Source organism: Flavobacterium sp. ZT3R18, from assembly GCF_007097385.1.
Lineage (GTDB): Bacteria > Bacteroidota > Bacteroidia > Flavobacteriales > Flavobacteriaceae > Flavobacterium.
In genome coordinates this window covers 471,613-496,502 of record NZ_VJZS01000001.1, presented here as the reverse complement: position 1 = coordinate 496,502, position 24,890 = coordinate 471,613, and the positions used below count along the sequence as shown (strand labels likewise).

Here is a 24,890-nt window from a genome sequence, read left to right as displayed (position 1 = left end):
AAAAAAAGTCAAACTAACTTTCTATACCCAAAACTAATCCATTGGGAGAAAAAAAATCAATTGAGCATCATTATTTATTCTATTTGGCAAATAATTAATAAACCCAAAAACAATGAAGCTCAAAAAATCACTTTTATCATTAGTTGTTCTCCTAATGGGAATTAACTTTAATTTGTTTTCGCAAACCGTTCAATATACTTTTCCTGATGAGACAGAACCCCATGAAGGAACTTGGTTGCAATGGCCCCATAAATATGAATATGGTGTAGCTTTCCCAAACTCAACCGATGCCACTTGGGTAGCCATGACAAAAGCATTAGTTGCCAATGAAAAAGTGCATATTATAGCTTATGATGCTACAGAACAAACCAGAATAACCAATTTACTGACTTCCAATAGTGTCGCATTGACCAATGTAACCTTCAAGATTGCTCCAACCAATGATGTTTGGGCTAGAGATAACGCAGGTGTTTTTGTCCGTAATGCTGCCGGAACATTAGTGCTTCAAGATTGGGGATTTAATGGATGGGGCGGAGATTATGCTTTCGCCAAAGACAACTTGATCCCAACAGCAATAAGCGCTGCAAGTGGAATTCCTGTCATAAACTTAAACAGCACAATGACCATTGAAGGCGGAGCATGGGAATTGGATGGTGCTGGAACCTTTTTGGCAACTAAAACTTCCATTTTGAGTCAAACCAATCCAACTGGAATTAAATCGATTCGAAATTCTGGAATGACCCAAGCACAAGCCGAAGCTATTCTTACTCAAAATATAGGGGCAACAAAATTTATTTGGTTAGATGGTTGGTTCAGTACTGACGACATAACCGATGCTCACATTGACGGATTTGCAAAATTTGCACCAGGTAACAAATTGGTCACTATGAGTCAAGCTGATCTAATATATTGGGGTGCTCCACAATCTGACATAGACAAATTATATGCAGCTACCAATAAAAATAATGTTGCTTATACCAAAGTTTATATACCAATAACTGTAAATAATGTAAAAACTACCGCAAACAAAGATTTAGGTTTCAAAGGAAGTTATGCCAACTATTATGTAGCCAATAGCCGTGTATTAGTTCCAAACTACAATGACCCTAATGATGCTACAGCAAATGCTATCATTGCAGGTCTGTATCCTGGAAGAACTGTAGTAGGAATTGATGTTAGAAATCTATACGAAAACGGAGGAATGGTTCATTGTGTAACGCAACAACAACCAATAGCGGGAGTAGTCGTTGGTGATACCCAAGCACCTACAGCACCGACTAATTTGGCTGCAGCTGGAACTACAGCAACAACAACCAACTTATCTTGGACAGCAGCTACCGATAATATTGGCGTTACTGCTTACGATGTTTACCAAGGAATGACCTTGAAAGCAACGGTTACAACTACTGCATATTCTGTTACTGGACTTACAGCTTCAACAGCTTATTCCTTTACAGTAAAAGCAAAAGATGCAGCAGCAAATGTTTCAGTGGCAAGCAATGCTTTTAGCGTTACTACAACTGCGCCAGCAACAGATACGCAAGCACCTACAGCACCAACCAATTTGGCTGCAGCTGGAACTACAGCAACAACAACTAACTTATCTTGGACAGCAGCTACCGATAATGTTGGCGTTACTGCTTACGATGTTTACCAAGGAACGACCTTGAAAGCCACGGTTGCAACCACATCCTATTCCGTTACAGGACTTACCGCTTCAACCGCTTATTCCTTTACAGTAAAAGCAAAAGATGCAGCAGCAAATGTTTCAGTGGCAAGCAATGCGGTTAGCGTTACTACACCGACTGCAACGACCGCTAACTATTGTGCTTCGAAGGGAACCGATGCTTCTGGAGAAGTTATAAAAACAGTTGCATTTGCATCAATCAACAAATCTTCTACGGCAACAATAGGGTATGAAAATTTCACAACGACTTCAACCAATATTACAAAAGGCACAATTTACACCATTACAATAACCCCACAATGGTTTTATGGAGCGTATGCCGAAGGGTATGCTGTATTTATTGACTATAATAATGATGGAGATTTTGCCGATGCTGGAGAGACCGTTTTCACAAAAGCAGCATCTACTGCAACAACTGTGACAGGAAACATTGCGATTCCTACAACTGCAACAACTGGAAGCACAAGGATGAGAGTGGCCATGAAATACAATGCGATTCCTACTGCATGCGAAACTTTCCCTTATGGACAAGTAGAAGATTACACTGTAAATATCACAGCTAGTACCGCAAGAATCGCAGCATCTGAGCCAGTTGCAACAAAAGGTGAGACTAATTTTACTGTTTCTCCAAACCCTGCAACGTCAGACATTGAAATAGAAGGAGCTCCAACTAACTCAATAATAGAAATATACAACAGCGCAGGAAAATTTATAAGAAAAGCGGATTTTAATTTGAATGGAAACAAAACTCCAATTACAGATTTAGTCCCTGGATTATATTTTATCAAATGTCTGGATGCTACTTCAAAAACAGTAAAAACAGTAAAACTTATCAAGCGATAAACTGTTTTACAAAAAAATAAAAATTTTACACGAATTTCACGAATTAACACGAATTCAGGATCAAAATTGAATCTAATTTCACAAAAAAAACAATTTCACAATGCAATTTGTGCAAATTTGTGTAATTCGTGTCTGTTTTTTTTTAATCCTACGTTAATTTGGTGTAGGCTGAATAGTAACAATAATTTTAAACAATAAATAAACAATAAAATGATTACCAGAATGAATAATAAAACAATCTTAATGATGTCTTTAGCAATTTTAATTTCGGCTTGTGATGGCGGTGGAGCTGACGAAACAACACCTAATCCTGATTCAAATACACCAGTTACTGATATTCTTTATACTTTTCCTGATGAGTCAGAAACACATGAAGGTACTTGGCTACAATGGCCACATGAACATGAATATGGAGTAGAATATCGCAATAGTTTAGATGCAACATGGGTTGCTATGGCTAAAGCACTTCAATCTACAGAAAAAGTTCACATTATCGCTTATGATGCAACAGAACAAACAAGAATTGAAGCCCTTTTGACAACAGCGGGAGTACCATTAACCAATATTAATTTCAAAATACATCCAACAAACGATGTTTGGATTAGAGATAACGGTCCTATTTTTGCTAAGAACCAATCAGGTCAACTAGTCCTTCAAGACTGGGGATTTAATGGCTGGGGTGGAAAATTTGGATTTCAAAAATGCGATGCAATACCAACTTTTATTGGAAATGAGATTGGCGTGACAGCAATAAATGTCCCAATGGTAAACGAAGGTGGATCAGTAGAATTAGATGGTCATGGCGTATTAATGGCTACTAGAAGTGCAGTGCTAAGTCAAAAGGATAAATCTACTAGAAATGTGGGAATGACTCAAGCGCAAGTTGAGGCCAATTTTACCAAATATTATGGTGCTACAAAATTCATTTGGTTAGAAGGAGGTTTTAGCAAAGACGATGTGACTGATATGCATATTGATGGTGTTGCAAAATTTGTTCCAGGTAACAAATTGGTAACCATGAGCAGTGCCGATTTATTAAACTGGGGATTAATTCAAAGTGATATCGACTTATTATTTAATGCTACCAACAAAAACAACCAAGCGTACACTAAAGTCTATTTGCCACTATCCAAAAACAATGTAGTAACTACAGACGGAACTGATTTAGGATACAAAGGATGTTACATCAACTTCTATGTAGCCAACGGAAAAGTTTTAGTGCCAAATTATAACGACCCGAATGATGCTGTTGCAAATGCTATTATTGCTGGTTTATATCCTGGTAGAACTGTAGTAGGTATTGATGTTCGAAATCTATACAAAAATGGCGGAATGGTTCATTGTGTAACGCAACAACAACCAAAATAGTGGTAGAAAAAAATGTCCTAAGCATTTGACCAACTAAAAATTCAGAACCCCTCAGACAAAATTGTTCGAGGGGTTTTTTTAACATTTGTTTAGTCTTAAAAAAAGTTGACTACAAAACAATGTCTAGTCCTGAAAAAAAATCCGCAGATTAAACCCAGAATCCACATTAGACTTCATGACGATGCCAAATTACAACTCATCCAAACCCTGAAAGGGTGCAATGATTATAGAATATATATAACGTTGACAATTAAACCCTGAAGGGGTGAAATCATTTAATTCCTTTTTTATTAAAAAATATTCATCGTAATAATCAATAATACCACCCCATTCGGGGTTTTGGGATGATGGAATTACTTTTTTCTATAATCATTGCACCCTTTCAGGGTTTTTAAAAGACATCGAAGATTACATTTGATCTATAAAAAACTATCAAAAATACCAATGAATTCAGACACAATAGATTTATCTCATATTGATATAGTTTTATGGGAGTAAGATGATTTATAATTCTAATGCAGAATATAGATTTTCCTGTCTTTCATAAATTAGCGTTAAGACATTAAACCTTTAATAGCCATAACCGTCTTATAGCCATAACTTCAAAAACAAATAAAAATGAAAAAATTAATTATCGCCTTAGTATTCGGAATTGGCATCACTGGATTTGCTCAAGAAGCCACCTCAAAACCCACCAAAGCCGACATGGAAAAAATGACTCCAGAACAACGTCAGGAAAAACACTTGGCCCACCTAACCAAAGAGTTGACTTTGGATACCAAACAAAAAGAAGCCGTAGGTACAATTTTAGCAGAGAAAAGTGCCAAAGCACAAGATGCAAAAACTCAAAAAGATGCCCGTAAATCTAGTGGCGAAAAAATGACCTCAGAAGAAAGAGCAGCTTTTAAGAATACAATGGAAGCCGAAAAAGCAGATACTGAAACTAAAATGAAAGCTATTTTATCTACCGATCAATATCAAAAATGGATTGCATTGAAAGAAGAAAACAAAGAAAAAATGAAACAGAGAAGAACAGAAAACAAAGAATAATTTCGTTTCTTTTTAAAAGTTAAACACAAATTCCACTAATTAGCACGAATCAATTTGTGCTAATTAGTGGAATTCGTGTTTTATGATTGCATTTAAAACGTTTTAGAAACTTTATCAATTGCTTGAATAGTGAAATCTAAATCTTCATACGTCAATGCATCAGTAATAAACCAAGTTTCATAAGCTGATGGTGCGATATAAACGCCTTCAGCAAGCAATCCGTGGAAGAATTTCTTGAAAGTTTCATTATCTCCTTTGGCCGCACTTTGAAAATCGGTTACAGGATTTGCATCAAAGTGCACTGAAATCATCGAACCAATTTGATTGATCGTAAAAACCACATTATTGGCTTTCAAAACCCTTTCGATTCCAGCGCCCAAATAGGCTGTTTTCTCTTCCAATCTTTTAAAAATTGCGCGATCAGTATCTAATGCTTGCAACATAGCCAATCCCGCTGCCATAGCCAATGGATTCCCAGACAAAGTTCCCGCTTGATAAACAGGTCCCAATGGTGCTAAGTAATTCATGATTTCGGCACGAGCTGCAAAAGCACCAACTGGCAGTCCGCCCCCGATTACTTTTCCGAAACAAACAATATCGGCATTGATGTTGAACAATTCCTGCACACCACCTCTAGCCAATCTAAAGCCTGTCATTACCTCATCAAAAATCAATAGAATTCCGTTGGCTGTACACAACTCACGTAATCCTTCTAAAAATCCTTTAACCGGTGGAATACATCCCATATTTCCAGCAACAGGCTCGACTATTATAGCCGCAATTTCATTTTTGTTGGCTTCAATTAAAGTCGCCACGTTTTCCAAATCATTGTATTTGGCTAGCAAAGTATCTTTGGCTGTTCCTGCTGTTACACCCGGACTATTTGGCGTTCCAAAAGTAACTGCTCCACTTCCCGCTTGAATCAAAAACGAATCGGAATGACCGTGATAGCAACCGGCAAACTTGATAATTTTATCTCTCTTGGTAAAACCACGAGCCAAACGCACCGCGCTCATACACGCCTCCGTACCCGAATTCACAAAACGGATTTTATCAATATTGGGAACCATCGAAACGGCTAGAGCTGCAATTTGAGTTTCCAATTCGGTTGGCATCCCGAAAGACGTTCCTAGTTTCGCTTTTGCAATTACTGCTTCCACCACTGGCTCGTAGGCATGACCTAGAATCATTGGCCCCCAAGAATTGATATAATCGATCAATCGGTTTCCGTCTTCATCGTACAAATACGCTCCTTTGGCACTTTTTACAAATATCGGGGTTCCTCCCACGGCTTTAAACGCTCTTACTGGTGAATTTACTCCTCCCGGAATTACTTTTTCTGCTTCCGCAAAAAGTTCGCTACTTCTTTTATATATCATTACTATTTATGATTTTAGATTTTTGACTTTAGATTTTAGATTAAACTGAAATAAATTAATAAAAACGATCTTTTGTCATTTCGACGGAGGAGAAATCACACTGGCTACTCACGTTATGTGATTTATCCCGTTGGTCGAAATGACAAAAAAATATTGACTGAACACTGCCAACTTACTTCACTATCAACTTCTGCCCTATCGAAAGCGCATTCTCCGACAGATTATTTTTCTGCTTTAATTCATCCACCGATAAATTAAATTTTTTGGAAACCGAATAAAATGTATCTCCTTTTTGAATTTCATACAAACCGGCTTGATCAGCATCAAAATTGTCATTAAGCAATACTTTCGCCTCTTCTTTTGCCATTTTATTCCCTAAAACTTTGGCATCAAATTGACTTAAATTGTACGACTCTATATAACTGATTAATTTTTCTGGATATCTAGGGTCAGTGGCATATCCTGCGTCTTTCAAGCCTCTTGCCCATGCTTTGTAATCTCCTTTTGGCAATGTAAACAAATTAGAATATCTTTTTTTACCCGTCAATACCATCGCGTGATCTTGGTAAGATTCGGAGGCTTGATTGTATTTTCGAAAACATTCTTGAAGACTATCATCATCTTTATAAACCTTATCTCCCGTCCAATCATTATGGCATTTGATACCGAAATGGTTGTTCGCTGTTACTGCCAAATCCCCTTTTCCTGCTCCCGATTCTAGAATTCCTTGTGCCAAAATAATGCTGGCAGGAATTCCATAAGCTTTCATATTAGCCATAGCAACCGCGTTGTATTGGGCGATGTAAGCATTAGTAACTTCATTGGTAGTCATTGTTCTGGAAGTCACTATTGCATTAGAGGAAGATTCCTTTTTTACCTGCTTATTATTCTGTTTTGTTTTAGAATACTTCCAATTAACAGGTTGTTTTGTAGTAACAATAACGGGTTTCGAAGAACCACATCCTATGATGGTTCCGATTAAAAGGAATAAGATTATTTTTTTTAACATGAAGCTTTATTTGGCGTTATATGTTATTGTTATTTTTCGAATTAATACATCATTGAACAACCTTGATAAAAGTAGTGGCACGCAGATTTAGTTCATTCTTCAATATTTATTTTGGTATTCACTGATTTTCAATTTGCAGATTTCGCAGATTAAAAAAGCTCTTAATATGTTTTATGCAAACAACTCCTTAATATTACCATTAAAATTGTCATTGCTATTGCCATTGAAATTGTTATTGTCCTTGCTATTATTCCACCTCAATCAACGTCTTATTCTTCTTCTTCAAAATCAAATTCATTCCCTGGATTCCCTGTAATCCTCCAGTATGAATCAATAAAATTTTGGCATTATTGGGGAAATATTTTTTCTGAATTAGATCTATAACGCCAAAAACCATCTTTCCAGTATAAACTGGGTCTAATGGAACTTGTGTTTGTTTGTAAAATTGATTTATAAACTGAATCAGTTCTTCATTTACCTTTCCGTAGCCCCCAAAATGATAGTCGGTTATTAATTCCCAATTTGTATTGGTGGCAAATTTACGAATTTCATCTTTTAAAAAGTCTCCTTTTAATGCAGGAAATCCCAAAACTTTTTGGTGTGCCAATGCGCTGTTAATAATCCCCGAAATGGTTCCGCCAGTTCCTACCGCGCAACAAATAAAATCGAAAGTGGCATCTTCCTCGGTTAGTATTTCTTCGCACCCTTTTATTGCATATTCATTGGTACCACCTTCCGGGACAAGGTAAAACGAGCCAAATTTTTGTTGTAGGTTGGCTATAAAATCAGCTTCGATTTTGAATCGGTAGGCTTCTCTGGTCACGAATTCGAATTGCATACCACACTCTTGCGCAAACTGCAAGGTTGGGTTTTCGGCAATTTTATCGCCCAACTCCTCTCCGCGAATCACTCCAATGGTTTTAAAACCCTGCTCTTTTCCCGCATACGCCACCGCCGCAATATGATTGGAATAAGCGCCACCGAAAGTAAGTACGGCTTCCTGATTTTCGGCTTTTGCCTGAAGCAAATTGTATTTTAGTTTCCTAAATTTATTTCCCGATATAAAAGGATGAAGCAAATCTTCTCGTTTTATTTCAAGCGAAATTCCATTAGGTAGTTCGTATGTTATTTTTTGATTCAAAATCGAGGATTTAAATTATTCACTGCTAATTTGGGTGTTTTTTTTTACCGCTAAAAATTAATTGTTTTATTACCACAAAGTCGCTAAGACACAAAGAAAAGAAGCCTTTTTTGATATAATTATTGTTTAATGGACATAGCGTGTTTTCTCAGTGAAAATTTGAAAATTAAAGTTGCACGCAGATTTTAACTTTTAGACCTCTTTAAACTTTTCTAAACCTTTCTAAACTTCTCTAAACTTTTAAAAACCTCCTCACTTCCTGTCTTCCCTCAAATAGTTTAAAAAACTAAAAAAAGGTCTCGTTTTAAGGTAGTCTAATTGGCGTTCATTGGCGTATGCCTCTCTTTCGAAACTGATATTTCTATAAGCCAAATTGGCGTTTTTATACTGCAACAAACGTACCGCATATTCTAGAAAATACCAAACAAAAAAAGGCAACACTAGTAACTCCAATTGTTGCCGAAGATGTATTTTTTCGTGATTTACTACTACTTTATCATCTGAGTCAAACCGGTATTTTATAAACACAAAAGGAAAGAGGGTTAGCCCTCGATATCCTTTTGGAATTAAATATTTGGCAACAATAACAAACATTGATTATAAAATTTATAGATTTGTACAGGCAATTTAGACCAAATTTAAAGAAAAAAACAATCGCCTAGTAGCGAATTTCAAAATACAGAGGTCTCCAAAAGAGAAATCTTCAAGCATAAAACAGAATGGCGGAACAAAGTAATGAAAATAAATTAACCGAAGGAGAGGATTTTTATTACACTCCCGAAGGTTACAAATGTTTTACCGAAAAATACCATTTAAAAAGAGGGTATTGTTGCAAAAGTGGTTGTCGTCATTGTCCTTATGGGTTTGATAAGAAAACTGGAGGAATTAGAAAATAGAAAATAGAGAATAGAGTATAGACTGCAGATGGCCGAATTTAGATTTAAGATTGCGCCTTTTTAAAATTTATAATTTCTAGATTTATTTCAAACAGCATTGAATTGCCTCCTGCTTTAGCGATACTATTTAATGGCTTTTGATCAATATTATTAAGGATTAAGAAAAAATGGAACGGAATTAATACCTAACAGGTTAAAAAAAACCTGTTAGGAAACGCAATCCTAACAGGTTTTTTTTAACCTGTTAGGTATTACAACTCATAACTTAATGCTATTGAGCTAGAGCTTAAAGGCAATTCAAAAGCGAAAGACAATTTAGATAAAGCATACTTCTTAAAACATTAAATCATTCAATAACAGCAATGGACACCATTTCTTTAAAATATAAAATTAAAATCCATAAATCCTACCACAGGTCGGATATACGGTATCCCTAGTGGTCACTTTTTTTAGTACATAAAAAAGCAACAAACACGATTGAATAATAGGACACCTTTTGAAAAAGTCATTTCTGGTTTTCCAAAAAAGGTCTTGATTTACGGGATGTGCGTGAGGGATAGAAGTAAGCTACCAAAGTAGCACGTCCCGATAATTATCGAGAAGCCCGACCGTCCCGATAGCTATCGGGAGAAAAGGGGCAACTCACGACCCTCCTAAATCAGCCCCTTTTTCTATTGTGGTCACGCCAAAATGTTGCTCATTAGAACGATTAATTTTAAATTTTAAAACAAAAAACATGACTTTTCAAGAACAAATACAACAAGGAATTCCATCTATATTACCTCAACCAAAAGCGTACGAAGCCAACATCAATCACGCGCCGAAACGGAAAGAAATCTTATCTGACGACGAGAAAAAACTAGCGCTTCGTAATGCTTTGCGTTATTTTGAGCCGCAGCATCACGCTGAGTTGATTCCTGAATTTCGCAATGAACTAGAGACTTACGGTCGTATTTACATGTACCGTTTGCGTCCCGATTATAAAATGTATGCCCGTCCAATTTCGGAATATCCTGGAAAAAGCGAGCAAGCCAAAGCCATTATGCTGATGATACAGAATAATCTGGATTATGCGGTGGCACAACACCCGCACGAATTGATTACCTACGGTGGGAACGGAGCGGTTTTCTCGAACTGGGCACAATATTTATTGACGATGAAATACTTATCGGAAATGACCGACGAGCAAACATTGACGATGTATTCAGGACATCCGATGGGATTGTTTCCTTCCCACAAAGAAGCACCGAGAGTTGTGGTTACGAACGGAATGGTAATCCCCAATTATTCGCAACCCGATGATTGGGAAAAAATGAATGCTTTGGGCGTTTCCCAATACGGGCAAATGACCGCAGGAAGCTACATGTACATAGGCCCACAGGGTATTGTACACGGAACTACGATTACGGTTTTGAATGGTTTTAGAAAAATAAAACGCAGTCCAAAAGGAGGTTTATTTGTGACTTCTGGTCTTGGAGGAATGAGTGGCGCACAACCGAAAGCAGGAAATATTGCAGGTTGCATCACGGTTTGCGCCGAGGTAAATGCAAAAATCACTCACATTCGCCACAGTCAAGGTTGGATTAATGAAGTAGTTGAAGATATTGATAAATTGGTGCAAAGAGTAGCTTTGGCGAAAGCCAATAACGAAACCGTTTCTATCGGCTACCTTGGAAACGTGGTAGATGTTTGGGAACGATTTGACGAAGAAAACATGCATATTGATTTGGGTTCCGACCAAACATCGCTTCACAATCCGTGGGCTGGTGGCTATTATCCGGTTGGAATTTCATTTGAAGAAGCCAATGATATGATGGCCAACAATCCTGATTTATTCAAGGAAAAAGTACAAGAAACATTGCGTCGTCATACTAAGGCTATCAACAAACACACAGCTAAAGGAACGTATTTCTTTGATTACGGAAATGCCTTTTTACTGGAAGCTTCTCGCGCCGGAGCCGATATTATGGCCGAAAATAATATTGATTTTAGATACCCGAGTTATGTGCAAGACATTATGGGGCCAATGTGTTTTGATTATGGTTTTGGGCCTTTCCGTTGGGTTTGTGCCTCTGGAAAACCGGAAGATTTAGCCAAAACTGATGCTATTGCCTGCCAAGTATTAGAAGAAATGGCCAAAACGGCTCCAATAGAAATTCAGCAACAAATGCAGGATAACATTCAGTGGATCAAAGGCGCACAAGAAAACAAATTGGTTGTGGGTTCTCAAGCCCGAATCCTATATGCCGATGCAGAAGGTCGTGTAAAAATTGCCGAAGCTTTTAATCAGGCTATTGCCAAAGGTGAGATAGAAACCGTAGTTTTAGGCCGTGACCATCACGATGTTTCGGGAACGGATTCACCTTACAGAGAAACTTCTAATATTTATGACGGATCTCGTTTTACAGCCGATATGGCGATTCAAAACGTGATTGGGGACAGTTTTCGTGGCGCCACTTGGGTTTCTATACACAATGGTGGGGGCGTAGGATGGGGAGAGGTTATCAACGGTGGTTTTGGTATGGTGCTAGATGGTAGCAAAGACGCTTCAAGACGTTTAGCTTCTATGCTTTTTTGGGATGTCAATAACGGGATCTCAAGACGTAGTTGGGCTAGAAACGAAGGAGCTGTTTTTGCCATAAAACGAGCTATGGAAGCCGAACCTTTGTTGAAAGTAACCCTTCCGAATCTTGTTGACGAAAATTTATTTTAGTATTTAGAAGCTAATCAATCTGTACATTACAATGAACAACGAACTAAAAGTCATACTTCAAGAAAAATCTGGAGAAAAAAAGAATAAAAAAATTGAAGACATTAGCAAAAAACTTCAAAAAATAGAAAAGCTAAACGCCGATTTTGTAACTTTAAATAAAAAAATAAAAACCATTCGGGAATTGGTTGATGAAAAAACGACCAACACCAAAAAACTTTTGTGCCAAACCATAGAAAAATTTATCATTTTGTTGATAAAAAAGTACGGTATGAAAAGTTTTGCCAAATGGGAAAAAGAAACCATAGCAGGCATTATAAACGAAGAGTTAGAAACTTTGGCTAATTACGATTATAAATCCGAAACGCTACAAAACGCCATTGACCAATTTATCACGTTTCAAAAAGAAAACATGAGTAAATATGAGAAGGAATTGGCACAAGAAAGCTACAAGTTAATGATGGATGAATTCGATTTGGATTTTGAAGAAGGTGATTTAGATTTTGACAAAATAAACGACCCTGCCTTCAAGAAACAATTTGAAGAAAAAATAAGAGCCAAACAAAAAGAACAGCAAGATCGCCAAAAGCAATTTGAGAAAGAACAAAAAATAGAAAAAACCGACATTGATTTTCAAAAAATTTACAAAAAATTAGCCAAATTAGCACACCCCGATTTGTACAAATCAGAAAGCGAAAAAGCGGTAAAAGAGGAGCAAATGCAACGGCTTACCAAAGCTTGGGACGAAAGAGATTATTACGAATTGTTGATGCTTTGGCTAGAAATAGATCCCGAGAATACCATTGAATTAGAAATAACAGAAAAAAATCAGAAAAATATAATTGCCCAATTAAACAAAAAAATAACCGAAATCGAAGCCGAAACCTATCGTGTGAAATTTCATTTTGGCGACACCGCTTTTTACTACCAGTTTAACGCTCCGTCTGAAAAAGGCATCAATACCAAAATAGAAAAATACAAAAAAACGCTTGACAAAAACTCAGAAATGACCGCATTAAAGCATATTGATGTCGAGAAAACAAAAACATTCAAAATTATATTAAACGAAATTTACGAATCAAACCAGCAGGACGATTTTGATGATTTTTTAACAAATTTCGGCATGGATTTTGATGAAGATTAACCGAAGTACTAATCATTAAATAAAATTAATCATGAAAACATTTAAATTCTTACCCTTAATGTTACTTTTCATAGTTGCCTCTTGCGACTCCGTAAGAGTATATTCTGATTATGACAAATCAGCCAATTTTGCACAGTACAAAACTTTTGCCTTTATGAAATCAGGCATTGACAAAGTTGAAATTTCTGAATTGGACAAAAAAAGAATTCTAAACGCTATCGACCAACAATTACAATCCAAAGGATTGACCAAAAGTGAGAATCCTGATTTATTAGTTAATATATTTACTAAATCCCGCGAAGAAATTAGTGTAAACCAATTCAATTCTGGTTGGGGATACGGATGGGGATGGGGATGGAATCCTTATATGTATGGCGGACAAACCACCGTTAGCACCTCTACAGAAGGTACTTTGTATATAGACCTTATCGATGCCAAAAAGAAAGAACTAATTTGGCAAGGAGAAGGGACCGGAACGCTCTCTAAAAACATGGATCGAAAAGACGAAATCGTAAATAACATTGTCTCTCAAATTTTGGCTCAGTACCCACCGACACTTCCAAAAAAATAATAAATAAGCCTACGTTTTTGTAGGCTTATTTGTTTAAATAAATGTTTTTATCCGAAGTTTATACCTTTTAAAAGTTTGTCTTTACTACCAAGCTGTTTCGACTTGCTACTGCAAAATCCATTATAATTACCCCATAATGTCCTTTAGGATTAGTTTCAAAATAGGAAGTTACTTTAGGATTTATTGAATTTGAAACCGTTGAAATATTAGGAATTCCAAAAAAACCTGGCTTATAACCACTACAGTAATTAAGATATAATTTTGAATCATTTCCGTTTTTGGCTTCTTCTGCTAAAGCATAAATTAGGTTAAACTTAGTTTCATTATCAGGCACCTTATATTGATCTTGTACTTTAATCGGTTGTGTGCCGATAATATCAAAAACAGTATTATCAGACCATAAAGAAGCATCAATTCCTTTTGATGACGAAGCAGAAAAGCGTCTTAACAATACTATTTTACCTTTAGCACTTTTTAGTGTTGGTACTGTAGTTCCCATAAACCATAAGTTTGTATTTAGATTACAATACGAATCAAAAGTCGCTTCAAATGAACGATTATTTCCAGAAGCGTCATACTCTTCTTTGACAGACATGATAATTGTCTCTGAAGGATTTTGCGATAAAAAAGAAGAACAACTGTTTAATACATTCGTGAAATTTATTTTTTGATAAACCGACCCGTGGTGGATTACAAAATTATTATCCAAGTGACGGCAGCGAATATCTAAATACCGTACACCAGCTTTAAGCTGTTCATCAATTGTTAAATTTTGACAAATCGCAGTTCCTGAAAAAGATTCAAACCTAGCTCCAGAATCATGAGTCCCAGGAATAGATAAAGCGGTTAATTTTAAATTCTCATCTAATGCTCCCATCCAATTAGACATAGTGTAATTGGCCACTTTAGCAGTTAGCCCTTTCTTGATTTGTTTTCCAACCATAGTTGATTCGACATTTGCGGCTTGAATTTCATCACTTGGACTTGTTTCACAGGAAGTCAACATCGTTCCAATCATACAAATAACAATTCCTAAATTTTGCACATAGTTTTTCATAAAATAATTAATTAAGATTATACTATCAATATAGTCTCAAAAACTAATCAAAGAGGTAGTACGAAGTCAATTACCAAATGGTTAAATAATTGTAACCCAATGAAAAAACCGCTACATCACAAGTAAGTTGTATTGTAGCGGTAAACAAAAAATGTATTATTTTAAAGACAAGACTTCAACTATTTTAGAATAAATGGCCGTATTTTGATACACGCCTTTGAAGTTCTCAGCACCAGGGCCGTAGGCAAAAACCGGAACAGTAACCGCAGTATGATCATTGGTACTAAAATCCCCAAGAACATAGCCCGTTTGAGAATTTCCATCAATTAAAGTAAGTCCGCCCGTCTCATGATCGGCAGTTACAATAAGTAAGGTTTCTTGGTTTTCATCAACAAACGCCATAGCTTTCCCTACTAGCTGATCAAAATCTAAAACTTCCCGAATCACATACTCTAAATCATTTTGATGGCCTCCATAATCAATTTGCGCTCCTTCTTCCATAATAAAAAATGGTTTTGAGGTTTTAGAAAATGAATTACACGTTTTTTCAAAGGCTTTCTCCAAGAAATCACCTCTTCCTGCTTTTTTAGACACAACAGCTTCATTATCTAGTAGAACAAATCGTTTATTTTGAATAGTATCAATTGCTTTCCATTGAATGGAAAAAGTATATCCTTTTTTCCTCAATATTTCTCCTAGATTTATATCATCCTTTCGTTTTGTAAATTCTTCTACTCCTCCACCAATTAAAATATCTGATGGATTCGATAAAAAATCATTTGCAATAGCCTCATTAAAACTTCTATCGATTTGATGAGCATAAAACCCAGCGGGTGTAGCATCTGTAATATTGCCCGAAGAGATAATCGCAGTTTGATATTTTTTTTTGGCTAATTTTTGCGTAATAGATTCTAAGGGGCTTCCTGACGGATCAACGCCTAAGAATCGATTTTTACTTTTGTGACCGGTAGCCATTGCTGTTGCTCCAGCTGCGGAATCCGTAATGTAACTATCTGATGCCTCTGTTATCGAAAAGCCTTGTGTTGGAATATTGAACATATTTAACTGTCCTTTATTGGCAGTATACCCAGCATAAATTTGGGTCAGTCCCATACCATCCCCTATGAGTAAAATGATGTTTTTAGGATGTTTTTTTACAAAAGGTTCCGAAATATTTTTAGGAATATATGCTTTATAGAATGCTGTATTATTATAAGAAAATTTTTTATTATTACTGAGAAACTGAGAAAGTTCACTCGTTTTATCGGTACCTATATAATCTACTTTCAAACCCATTAGCGTAATCCAAGTATTCACATTATCTTGAGTAGACCAAAAACGGATTTTTTTATTTTTATTGTGAACCTCTCTAATTAAAGTCTGAATTTTATCTAAATCGGCTTGCACCAATACTCCTTTCCCATTCCATACTGTCTGATTTTTAATATCTTCACTTATCATAGCTACCCGAGCTAATTGTTGAGAAGTATAGATTTCGCTTATTCTTCCATCAAAACAAATAAAACTAGGATACTTTTGCCATAATGTACGATCTGGTCTATTTCCTGATATTACTATGCGTATTGCATTACAAGACACTATTTCTGGGTATGCATTTAATTGTTTGACAATTACATCTAGAGTACTAACTGCCTCAGACTTTACATCAATCATTATGTCCAAAGTTTTATCATTCTTATAAGGATACCCCTTAAGCGCTTTTATTTTATCCAAAAGAGGGTCTAAATATATTTTTTTTAAAGTGTAATTAGGTAAAATTTCATTTGCCGTATGAGCTAAAAACAAATCATTATTAAGCAAAAACACATCAGCTTCAATAACTCCAACTTCATTATTAAAGGCTTCTACAAAAGGAAGCTTATTAGAATAATCGTTATGCGAATGAATGTTAGCAGAGCTATATTCTTGAGCACATAAAGGCATTAGAATATGGAGACAAAAAAGGGTTATTATTTTTTTCATTAGGACAGTTGTATTTGTGCGATTATCGAGAAGTAATTAATAAGGAAACCGATCATTTTATAGAATAATCGGTTTCCTATTTATTGTTTTTGCTTTCATTTAAAACCTCAGCAGGTTATTGTGAAAATAACCTGGAGGTTTCACCAAAATACAAAAAAACTAACTAAAATTTATGAATTACCATCCTTCGTTTTGAGGTAGTTTTCCTTTGCTTACTGCAATTTCATCTGGTGGTATTGGCCAAACATGGTGGATTTTTGGATTAAAATTACGCCCTGGATAGATTACAGTTCCGTCATAATGATGCAAAGGTTGCGCATAAACGGTTTGTGCATCCCCCCAACGAACGAGGTCAAAATGACGGTCTGTCCACTCACCTGCTAATTCACAACGCCTTTCTATTTTTAGATTTTTCATTGTTGCTCCAGTAATACTTATTAAACCAGCACGATTCCGAATCATATTGATTTCTAAATCTGCATTTTGTCCTTTCATTAGTTTGGCTTCGGCCAACATCAAAATTACATCTGCATAACGTAACAAAGGTAAATTTAGAGCAGTAGAAGGCTTGTCGCCATTGGCATTTACATAACGAATATCTACACCATTTGAAGTTGTTTTAGCATAACTGAATGGCTCCATGTATTTTTTGAACTGGTATCCTGTTCTGTTGCTAGAACTTACAACATATTTCCCTTCATTGAATGTTACTTCTTCACCAAAATACTTAAATTTATCTCCTTTTTGAAGGATTGTAGCACTTCGCCTTTTGTCTCCTGATTGGTACGAGTCAAACAACTCTTTTGTAGGATAAAAATTCCCCCAACCATTGTAAGCTCCCCAACCTTTATCTTCTAAACATACCCCGGCGAAGATAGAACCTAAACTAGTGTTAGAAGCACTTGAGGTTACTGACCAAATGTACTCTGGCGACCAGTTGTTGGCAATTTTAAACACATCTTCAAAATTAGGCAACAAAGCATGTTTACCGCTTACCACAATCATATTCGCATATTTGATAGCATTGTCCCAATCTTTAGCATACAAATAGGTACGTACTAAATATCCCCATGCAGCCGTTTTATGAGCGCGCCCATAATTATCGGCAGTGATTTCGTTGAAATAGGGTAATAATTCAGAAGCTTTGATTAAATCTTTGGCAATGTAAGCGTAATTTTCGGCTACATTTTTGGCACGAGGTACATAAATATTCGCAGGGTTTTCTCTGTCTTGAATAGGTATCCCCGCACGTTCATCACCATAACGATAAGCTAGTTCTAAGTGCATTACAGCATGATTAAAATAAGCTTCGCCAAGCATTTTGTTTTTAGTAGCTTCATCGATAGCTATTTTTGGAACATTACGAATTACATCATTACAACGTTTCATAATTTCGTAGTGAATTCCCCAAATGTTTTTGGTGTCAGATTCTGAGCCATCAACAATAAAATTTTTGATACGCTCTGCATTTTGTCTTGGTTTTGTGCCAATATCATCACTTGCATTGTTCAACCAAAAGAAACCACGACCATACATATTATCATCACTATACAATCCATAAATAGCGTTTACTCCTGCCTTTGCATCGGCAGGTGTTTTCCAAAAATTAGCACTAGAAGGAGCCCCTTGAGGAACTAAATCCAAATCACTCTCGCAAGCAACAGTTAAGAAAAACAGGATAAAGCCAAAAAATAAAAGACTTATTTTTTTCATTTTATTAAAATTTATTATTTATTAAAAAGTTAAATTAACACCTGTCATATATATTCTTGACAAGGGGTAACGACCTAAATCCACACCAAAATTATTGATACCTACCTCGGGATCCATTCCAGAATATTTAGTTATGGTAAACAAGTTTTGACCGGTAACAAAAATTCTAGCCTTTACTTTATTGTTCAGCCAATTTTCATTAATAGTATAACCAAAAGAAACATTTCTTAATCGCAAGAAGGAAGCATCTTCAATATAAAGATCAGAAATTCGTCCAAAGTTGTTATTGTTATCTTTGGCCGAAAGAATAGGTATAGCGGTATTGGTGTTTTCTGGCGACCAAGCATTTTTAGACTCTGCCAATAAATTATAACCTGGAAAAGAGGCATTTAACCCAGTATATTTCACCGCATTAAAAACACTTACACCAGATACCCCTTGAAAGAAGATATTCATGTCAAATCGTTTGTACTTCATGTTCAAATTTAAACTGTAAGTCGTACTAGGAAATGGACTTCCTAATATTACACGATCACTATTATTGATTATTCCGTCACCATTTATATCTTTAAATTTAATATCACCCGCTTTTGCATTTGGCTGATACACTACGCCTTTATCATTTTTATATGCATTTACCTCTGCATCCGATTGAAACAACCCATCCGTTGAAAACCCATAAAAAGCACCCACAGAACTTCCGACTTGATATATATTCGCTAGTGGTAAACTTCGTACTCTAGGAGCATTTAGTGGTTCTAGATTAGTCAAACCTTCTTTGATTGAAACAATTTCATTTTTAAAGTAAGCAGCATTCACATTTACATCAAATTTAAAGTCTCCAAATGATTTCTTATAGCCAAGACTCAATTCGACACCTTTGTTTTGAACATCTCCCGAATTTACGATACGCCCTAACGGAGTACCTGCAACACCAGGTAATTGGTCGCGAACAAGCATATCTTTGTTTGTTTTTACAAAAAAATCAAGAGAACCTGACAAGCTATTATTAAAAAAACCAAAATCTAATCCTACGTTCGTTTGTTCCGAACTCTCCCATTTTAAATCAGGGTTTGATAATTCTTTTTCAGAATACCCATAATTAATTATTGGATTTGCTCCCAACAAAGAAGAACTTTGAGAGAGAGGCACACTAAATTGATAGGGGCCTAAGCTTCCTAAATTACCCAATTGCCCCCAGCTTGCACGTAATTTTAAGTTAGAAATAATTGGTTTTAAGTTCTCCATAAAACCTTCTTTTGTAATTATCCAACCAGCCGAAACTGACGGATACACTTCCCAACGATTTTGAAAAGTTAATTTTGATGTTCCATCTCTTCTTACAATTCCAGAAAACAAATATTTATCATTAAACGAATAATTTAATCTCCCTATATAAGAGATAACCACTTCTTGAATATTACCAGCTCCTTGTTGTTCTATAAGTTTGGCATTAAGCAAATAACGTTGAGAAGGGTCTTCGTTATCAAAACCTGTACCTGCTACACTGTAAAATTCCTGTTCAGTAGATTGATACGTATAACCTACTAAAGCAGAAAAATTATGTTTATCAATGTTTTTATTAAATGTAAGGGTTTGTTCGCTTAACAAATCTGTCAACGTATTACACGAATGAATTAACTGGTTGAAATCGAAAATTTTTCCCGGCTCTGTAATTTTAGTATTAAATATTTTGTTATCATTTTGAATACGAGTAAAACCCCAATTGGATTTAAATGAGAGTCCTTTAACAATTTCTAAATTAAGATAAGGATTAATTAAAATATTTGAAATAGGATTCCTATTGTCTAACCTGTTCAAATAAGCGACAGGATTTATTACGTCCCCATAAGACCCTACATACTTGGTAGGCACACCTCCATATTGACCTGAACCATCTTGCTTGTAAATTGTTGCATTAGGAGGATAAAAAATGGCAGATAGAATAGCTCCTGTATAACCATTGGCAGTGTTGGCGGTTTGCCCATCAGTTAACGAATACGTAAAATTTTCGCCTATCATTACTTTGGGTGACAACTTATATGTCGAATTTATTCTTGCCGTATATCTTTCAGAAAAAGTATTCAATAAGATCCCTTCATTTTTACGATAGCCACCTGATACAAAATAACTTGATTTATCATTCCCTCCATCAATAGAAGCTGCGAAATCTATAACCTTTCCTAAATGAAATATTTCATCCATCCATACCGTATTTGTCGAACGAGCAGAAGGCTCCTTATTCACATCAAAAGCTGGAATTCTTGGCAAACCTGCATTATCACTAGCGGTATTCATAGCATCTGCATATTCCGCAGCATTTAAAGCTTCTAGCTTATTGGCAACTTTTTGAATTCCTGATTGAAAATTCACATTTATGTTTACACGCTCTGAAGCTCCTTTCTTGGTTGTAATCAAAATAACTCCTCCCGAAGCACGAGCACCATATATAGCAGCCGAAGCAGCATCTTTCAATACACTAATCGATTCAATATCATTTGGATTAATGTTATTAATTGACCCACTATAAATAATTCCATCCAACACTAATAGCGGACTCTCCGCATTTAATGAACCAATACCTCTTATATTAATTACTGGAGGAGATGTAGGATCACCACCACTATTAATAACGGTAACACCTGCAGCCGTTCCTTGCAATAATTCGGCTGTTGAATTGTAGGTTCTACTTGAAGCTTCTTTTAAAGAAACACTAGAAACGGCTCCAATAACTTGAGCTTTTTTTACACTTCCATATCCCATAACCACTACTTCTTGCAATTGTTTCGCATCTAGAACCAAACTAACATTTAAATTGGCAGATGATTGGTCAACAAACACTTCTTGGGTTACATAACTTAAATAGGAGAAAACTAATATGGCTGTAGGATTATCCAAGGTAATTGTAAAATTTCCATCAAAATTTGTTGAAGTTGAAATATTAGAATCCTTGACTTTTATAATTACCCCCGGTAAAGGTTGTCCATCATCTTTTCCCACTACTTTACCTGAAATAATCAAATTACCATTGGTTTTCTTTTTGATGACTTGCCCTTTAGTCACCACTATATTTTTATCAATTATTTCATAGTTTAGCAAAAGTGAAGTACATATTTTGTCCATTACTTGCGATAAACCCTGATTATTAACAGTTAAGCTTATTTTTTGCGAATTATTTACTTGAGAGGCTTCATATATAAAATGAACATCTAATTGACTTTCTATTTTTTTAAAAACTACTTTAATTGACTCATTTTCAATCTTTAAAGTTAAATTTTTAAAATTTTCATTCTTTTTTACATTTGCATAGGCGTTTTGACCTGTAACTATAATTAATAGCGCCATTATAGCATTTGTAACAACAATCTTTCGTACTATATTCCATTTTAAAAAATGTATTAGTTTTAGATTCATAATTATTTAGATTTATTTATTTTTTAAAAGTGGTTTCAATTTTAACTTAATTCCTTTTCGCATTCTATCATTTGTTTTTAAAAAGACTTTTTTTACTTACATAATGTTTAGTTTTAATTAATTTGTATTATTTTATTATATAGCTATTTTTTTCTTGCTTATAAGAAGCGTCAATGCTTTTACATAGTAAATTAAGAACTTGTTCCGGCTCAGCTTCCTCAAAACTGGCGTTGATTATAAGATTTTGCAAACTTTCATTTTGAATTTTTATTTTAACACCATAATGTCTTTCCATTGTCGCAACAACCTCGTTTACAGCCACATCTTCAAAAACCAAAATATTTTTGCGCCAAGAAGCTATAGTAGATATGTTGATCTGAGAATATGCTTTTAAATTATTCGTTCCTTTTTCTACTGTAGCCTTTTGACCTGGAAATACCAATACATTTTGCTTGGTAACAGTAGAGCTTACCGATACTTTTCCGGTAACTACTGATACTTCTTGATTTTTTTGATCAGGATAGGCTAGTATATTAAAACTGGTTCCTACTACTTTTGTATCCATTTTTGAAGAATGAATTATAAACGGATGTTTCTTATCTTTGGCTACTTCAAAAAAAGCTTCTCCTTCTAGATAAACTTCGCGAGTATTTCCACTAAATTTATTTGGATATTTTAAAACACTTTCGGCATTGAGATGTATAAGAGTACCATCACTCAAACGAATAGTAGCATTTTCACCAGACAGTGTCACACTTTTTTCATAAACCAATGGGAACAACAAATTTTCTATAGCTGTAGAATAATTGAACCAACTACCCAAACCTATGATTACAATAACAGCTGCGGCCATTTGTATTTGCGAATAGTTTAAACCAAACAGTCTAAAAGATTTTCTTTTAATACTTTTAATCTCTTTTTGCAAATCTGATGAAGAAGAAATGATTGTCACATCATTTGTTAGAACTACATTTGGTTGTAGAAACCAACTATTCCAGATCATTTCTCCTTCTTGCGAAAGTTTGCCTTGCAAGAATTTTTCTACTGCTTTATTCAATTTATCTGTCATTTTAGAATCTTTATCCTAGTTAATATAATGTCCTGGAATTGCGCTTTTTAGTTAGGTCGGCAAGGTTACGATTGTGTTAAGACTTAACGAGAATCAATAACAATTTAATAATTCAGGTGTTTTCATCAAAAATCAAAACACCCAAAACAAGCCACTAATCAACTATACACCACTACCTTACACATCTTGATCGGGGTTATTTTTACTTGCAAAAAAAGAACAGAGTCAAAAAATAAAACTCTCTTAAATTTGAACGCATAAATTTGAGTGCGTAATTAATATGATATTTTACCGTTTCTATAGAAATATTGAGCTCTACGGATATCTCTTTATTGGTGTAGTTTTTATAACGGCTTAGAATAAAAACCTCTTTGGCCTTAGGGGGTAAAAGTGCTGTAGATTTCTGGAGTGCCTCCTGTAATTCTTCGTGAAAAATATAATCCTCTGTAGAATTCTTCATCGAACTAGAAAAGGAATCGACTACCTCCTGCACATACTCTTCTGTTATTGTATTAGCTTTGAAATAATCTAAAGTTACATAACGAACAGAAGTATATACATAGGAAGAGAATTTTTTTTGAATCACAAGTACTTTTCTGCGTTCCCAGAGATTGGCAAAAACTTCCTGAACAATTTCCTCTGCAACAGAAACAGACTTCACCCGTCTATAAACGAAGTTGACTAACAAATCTCGATACCGAAGATACAATTCATCAAATGCCTTATTCTTACCTTGCTGTAACAACACAACTAATTCTTCATCAGTACGCTCTTTAAACATGGTATCCCCTTTTAACAGATTTCATACTAATCATTCCTGCAATAACGAAGAATACTACTTCTACATACTTTTGAAAAAAATTCGAATCTAGTGGTGACATATAATACATTCTTAAGTAGTTTAATATATGTCTCGCAAAGTAACGGCAAGGGTAGGTACAGGAAGTTACCCTTTCATTAATAAAAAAATAATAGAATAACAATTTAATAAAATCAATCTGTCGTGCACCCCCTGAATACCCACCAGCACTTCCAAAAAAATAAATGATTTATAGTCTTGTTTCTCTAAAAAAGAATATATTTGCATTATAAGGGCTTGCTCTAAAATACAAAAAATGAAAAACTTAATTAACATCATCATTGTCATTATTATAATTATCATTCGATAGTTATGACGAGGTGTTATATAAAAAAGTAATCAATATACAATTTATGAAACCTCCCACATCGGGAGGTTTTTTTATTTTAAACAAACATGCAAAATTTAGCAACAATTATTAGTATCGCAATTATCATTATTCGTTTCACATGACGAGTCAGGATTCTATTTTCTAATAAAGCCTTTCTCAGTTCAAATGGAGAAAGGCTTTTTTTTTAACCAAAAACAAACTATTCAGCAATGAAACAAGAATTTACAATAACACTTTTCAGCGAAAAACAGGAAGGATTAATCAATAAAGTAGCCCTTATCTTGACTCGAAGAAAAACAAACATAAACAGCTTCTCAGTATTTTTTTGCAAAACAGTAAATTTATATCGTTTTACGATTACGCTTATTGAAACAGAATTAGCAGTTCAAAACATAGTGTATCAAATGGAAAAAATCATTGAAGTTTTTAAATGTTATTTACAGACTGAAGCTGAGCTTTCTACTTACCAAATTCTATTATTAAAGTTTCCGAATTCCGATGAAAAAGAAAAAGAAAAACAAGTCACATCAATTATCAATGCCTTTCCAATTATTCAGGAAACTGATTATTGCGTTTATACCAGTAAAACGCACAAAGAAACAATCCAACAATTAGCCACAAAAATAGCCGAATTAGAAATAGCCTAATGAATTCCTTTTAATTCAA

Annotated in this window: 18 protein-coding genes; 8 read left to right on the top strand and 10 right to left on the bottom strand. The window is 35.1% G+C overall.

From position 1 onward, the window contains the following. Positions 1–112: 112 nt before the first annotated feature. The 3 genes from FNW52_RS21025 (at position 113) to FNW52_RS02145 (ending at position 4,948) form a co-directional block, all read left to right on the top strand. Positions 113–2,530: an agmatine deiminase family protein gene (locus tag FNW52_RS21025; RefSeq protein ID WP_255515455.1), complete on the top strand. Its 2,418-nt coding sequence runs from the start codon at positions 113–115 to the stop codon at positions 2,528–2,530. 222 nt (positions 2,531–2,752) lie between these two features. Continuing rightward, a complete protein-coding gene (locus FNW52_RS02150) occupies positions 2,753–3,898 on the top strand; it encodes an agmatine/peptidylarginine deiminase (RefSeq protein WP_143375771.1) in 1,146 nt (381 codons plus the stop codon). Positions 3,899–4,516: 618 nt separating this feature from the next. Beyond that, on the top strand, positions 4,517–4,948 hold the full coding sequence (locus tag FNW52_RS02145; protein ID WP_143375770.1) for a hypothetical protein: 432 nt from the start codon (positions 4,517–4,519) through the stop codon (positions 4,946–4,948). 92 nt (positions 4,949–5,040) lie between these two features. Here FNW52_RS02145 and hemL read toward each other — a convergent pair whose 3' ends face one another. The 4 genes from hemL to FNW52_RS02125 form a co-directional block, all read right to left on the bottom strand. Then, positions 5,041–6,327, bottom strand: a complete 1,287-nt coding sequence (gene hemL, locus FNW52_RS02140) for a glutamate-1-semialdehyde 2,1-aminomutase (protein WP_143375769.1) — start codon at positions 6,325–6,327, stop codon at positions 5,041–5,043. A gap of 172 nt (positions 6,328–6,499) precedes the next feature. Next, positions 6,500–7,336: a glucosaminidase domain-containing protein gene (locus FNW52_RS02135; RefSeq protein ID WP_143375768.1), complete on the bottom strand. Its 837-nt coding sequence runs from the start codon at positions 7,334–7,336 to the stop codon at positions 6,500–6,502. Between the two features lie 247 nt (positions 7,337–7,583). Continuing rightward, a complete protein-coding gene (locus FNW52_RS02130; RefSeq protein WP_143375767.1) occupies positions 7,584–8,477 on the bottom strand; it encodes a 1-aminocyclopropane-1-carboxylate deaminase/D-cysteine desulfhydrase in 894 nt (297 codons plus the stop codon). A gap of 252 nt (positions 8,478–8,729) precedes the next feature. Next, entirely contained in the window at positions 8,730–9,071 is a 342-nt protein-coding gene (locus FNW52_RS02125; RefSeq protein WP_143375766.1) for a hypothetical protein, read from the bottom strand. Between the two features lie 125 nt (positions 9,072–9,196). Between FNW52_RS02125 and FNW52_RS20635 the strand changes: the two genes are divergently transcribed. From FNW52_RS20635 to FNW52_RS02110, 4 genes are all read left to right on the top strand, one after another. Further along, positions 9,197–9,373 (top strand): DUF5522 domain-containing protein, encoded by a 177-nt coding sequence (locus FNW52_RS20635; protein ID WP_185965894.1) that lies wholly within the window; start codon positions 9,197–9,199, stop codon positions 9,371–9,373. Between the two features lie 736 nt (positions 9,374–10,109). Then, a complete protein-coding gene (locus FNW52_RS02120) occupies positions 10,110–12,086 on the top strand; it encodes a urocanate hydratase (RefSeq protein WP_143375765.1) in 1,977 nt (658 codons plus the stop codon). Positions 12,087–12,117: 31 nt separating this feature from the next. Further along, on the top strand, positions 12,118–13,227 hold the full coding sequence (locus tag FNW52_RS02115) for a hypothetical protein (protein WP_143375764.1): 1,110 nt from the start codon (positions 12,118–12,120) through the stop codon (positions 13,225–13,227). Between the two features lie 31 nt (positions 13,228–13,258). Beyond that, a complete protein-coding gene (locus FNW52_RS02110; RefSeq protein WP_143375763.1) occupies positions 13,259–13,798 on the top strand; it encodes a DUF4136 domain-containing protein in 540 nt (179 codons plus the stop codon). A gap of 67 nt (positions 13,799–13,865) precedes the next feature. Here the strand turns inward: FNW52_RS02110 and FNW52_RS02105 are convergent, their stop codons facing one another. The 6 genes from FNW52_RS02105 to FNW52_RS02080 form a co-directional block, all read right to left on the bottom strand. After that, a complete protein-coding gene (locus FNW52_RS02105) occupies positions 13,866–14,855 on the bottom strand; it encodes a phosphatidylinositol-specific phospholipase C (protein WP_143375762.1) in 990 nt (329 codons plus the stop codon). 156 nt (positions 14,856–15,011) lie between these two features. Then, positions 15,012–16,838: an alkaline phosphatase gene (locus FNW52_RS02100; protein WP_143375761.1), complete on the bottom strand. Its 1,827-nt coding sequence runs from the start codon at positions 16,836–16,838 to the stop codon at positions 15,012–15,014. A 177-nt stretch (positions 16,839–17,015) separates the two neighbouring features. Beyond that, complete coding sequence (locus FNW52_RS02095; protein ID WP_143375760.1) at positions 17,016–18,551, bottom strand: RagB/SusD family nutrient uptake outer membrane protein; 1,536 nt, start codon at positions 18,549–18,551, stop codon at positions 17,016–17,018. A gap of 21 nt (positions 18,552–18,572) precedes the next feature. After that, the gene (locus FNW52_RS02090; RefSeq protein WP_143375759.1) at positions 18,573–21,965 is read right to left on the bottom strand and encodes a SusC/RagA family TonB-linked outer membrane protein; all 3,393 of its coding nucleotides are present in this window, start codon (positions 21,963–21,965) and stop codon (positions 18,573–18,575) included. A 127-nt stretch (positions 21,966–22,092) separates the two neighbouring features. Next, on the bottom strand, positions 22,093–23,034 hold the full coding sequence (locus tag FNW52_RS02085) for a FecR family protein (protein WP_143375758.1): 942 nt from the start codon (positions 23,032–23,034) through the stop codon (positions 22,093–22,095). A 202-nt stretch (positions 23,035–23,236) separates the two neighbouring features. Then, positions 23,237–23,815: an RNA polymerase sigma-70 factor gene (locus FNW52_RS02080; protein ID WP_143375757.1), complete on the bottom strand. Its 579-nt coding sequence runs from the start codon at positions 23,813–23,815 to the stop codon at positions 23,237–23,239. Positions 23,816–24,433: 618 nt separating this feature from the next. Here FNW52_RS02080 and FNW52_RS02075 point away from each other — a divergent pair. After that, positions 24,434–24,871, top strand: coding sequence for a hypothetical protein (locus FNW52_RS02075; protein ID WP_143375756.1), 438 nt, complete (start codon positions 24,434–24,436; stop codon positions 24,869–24,871). Positions 24,872–24,890 lie beyond the last annotated feature (19 nt).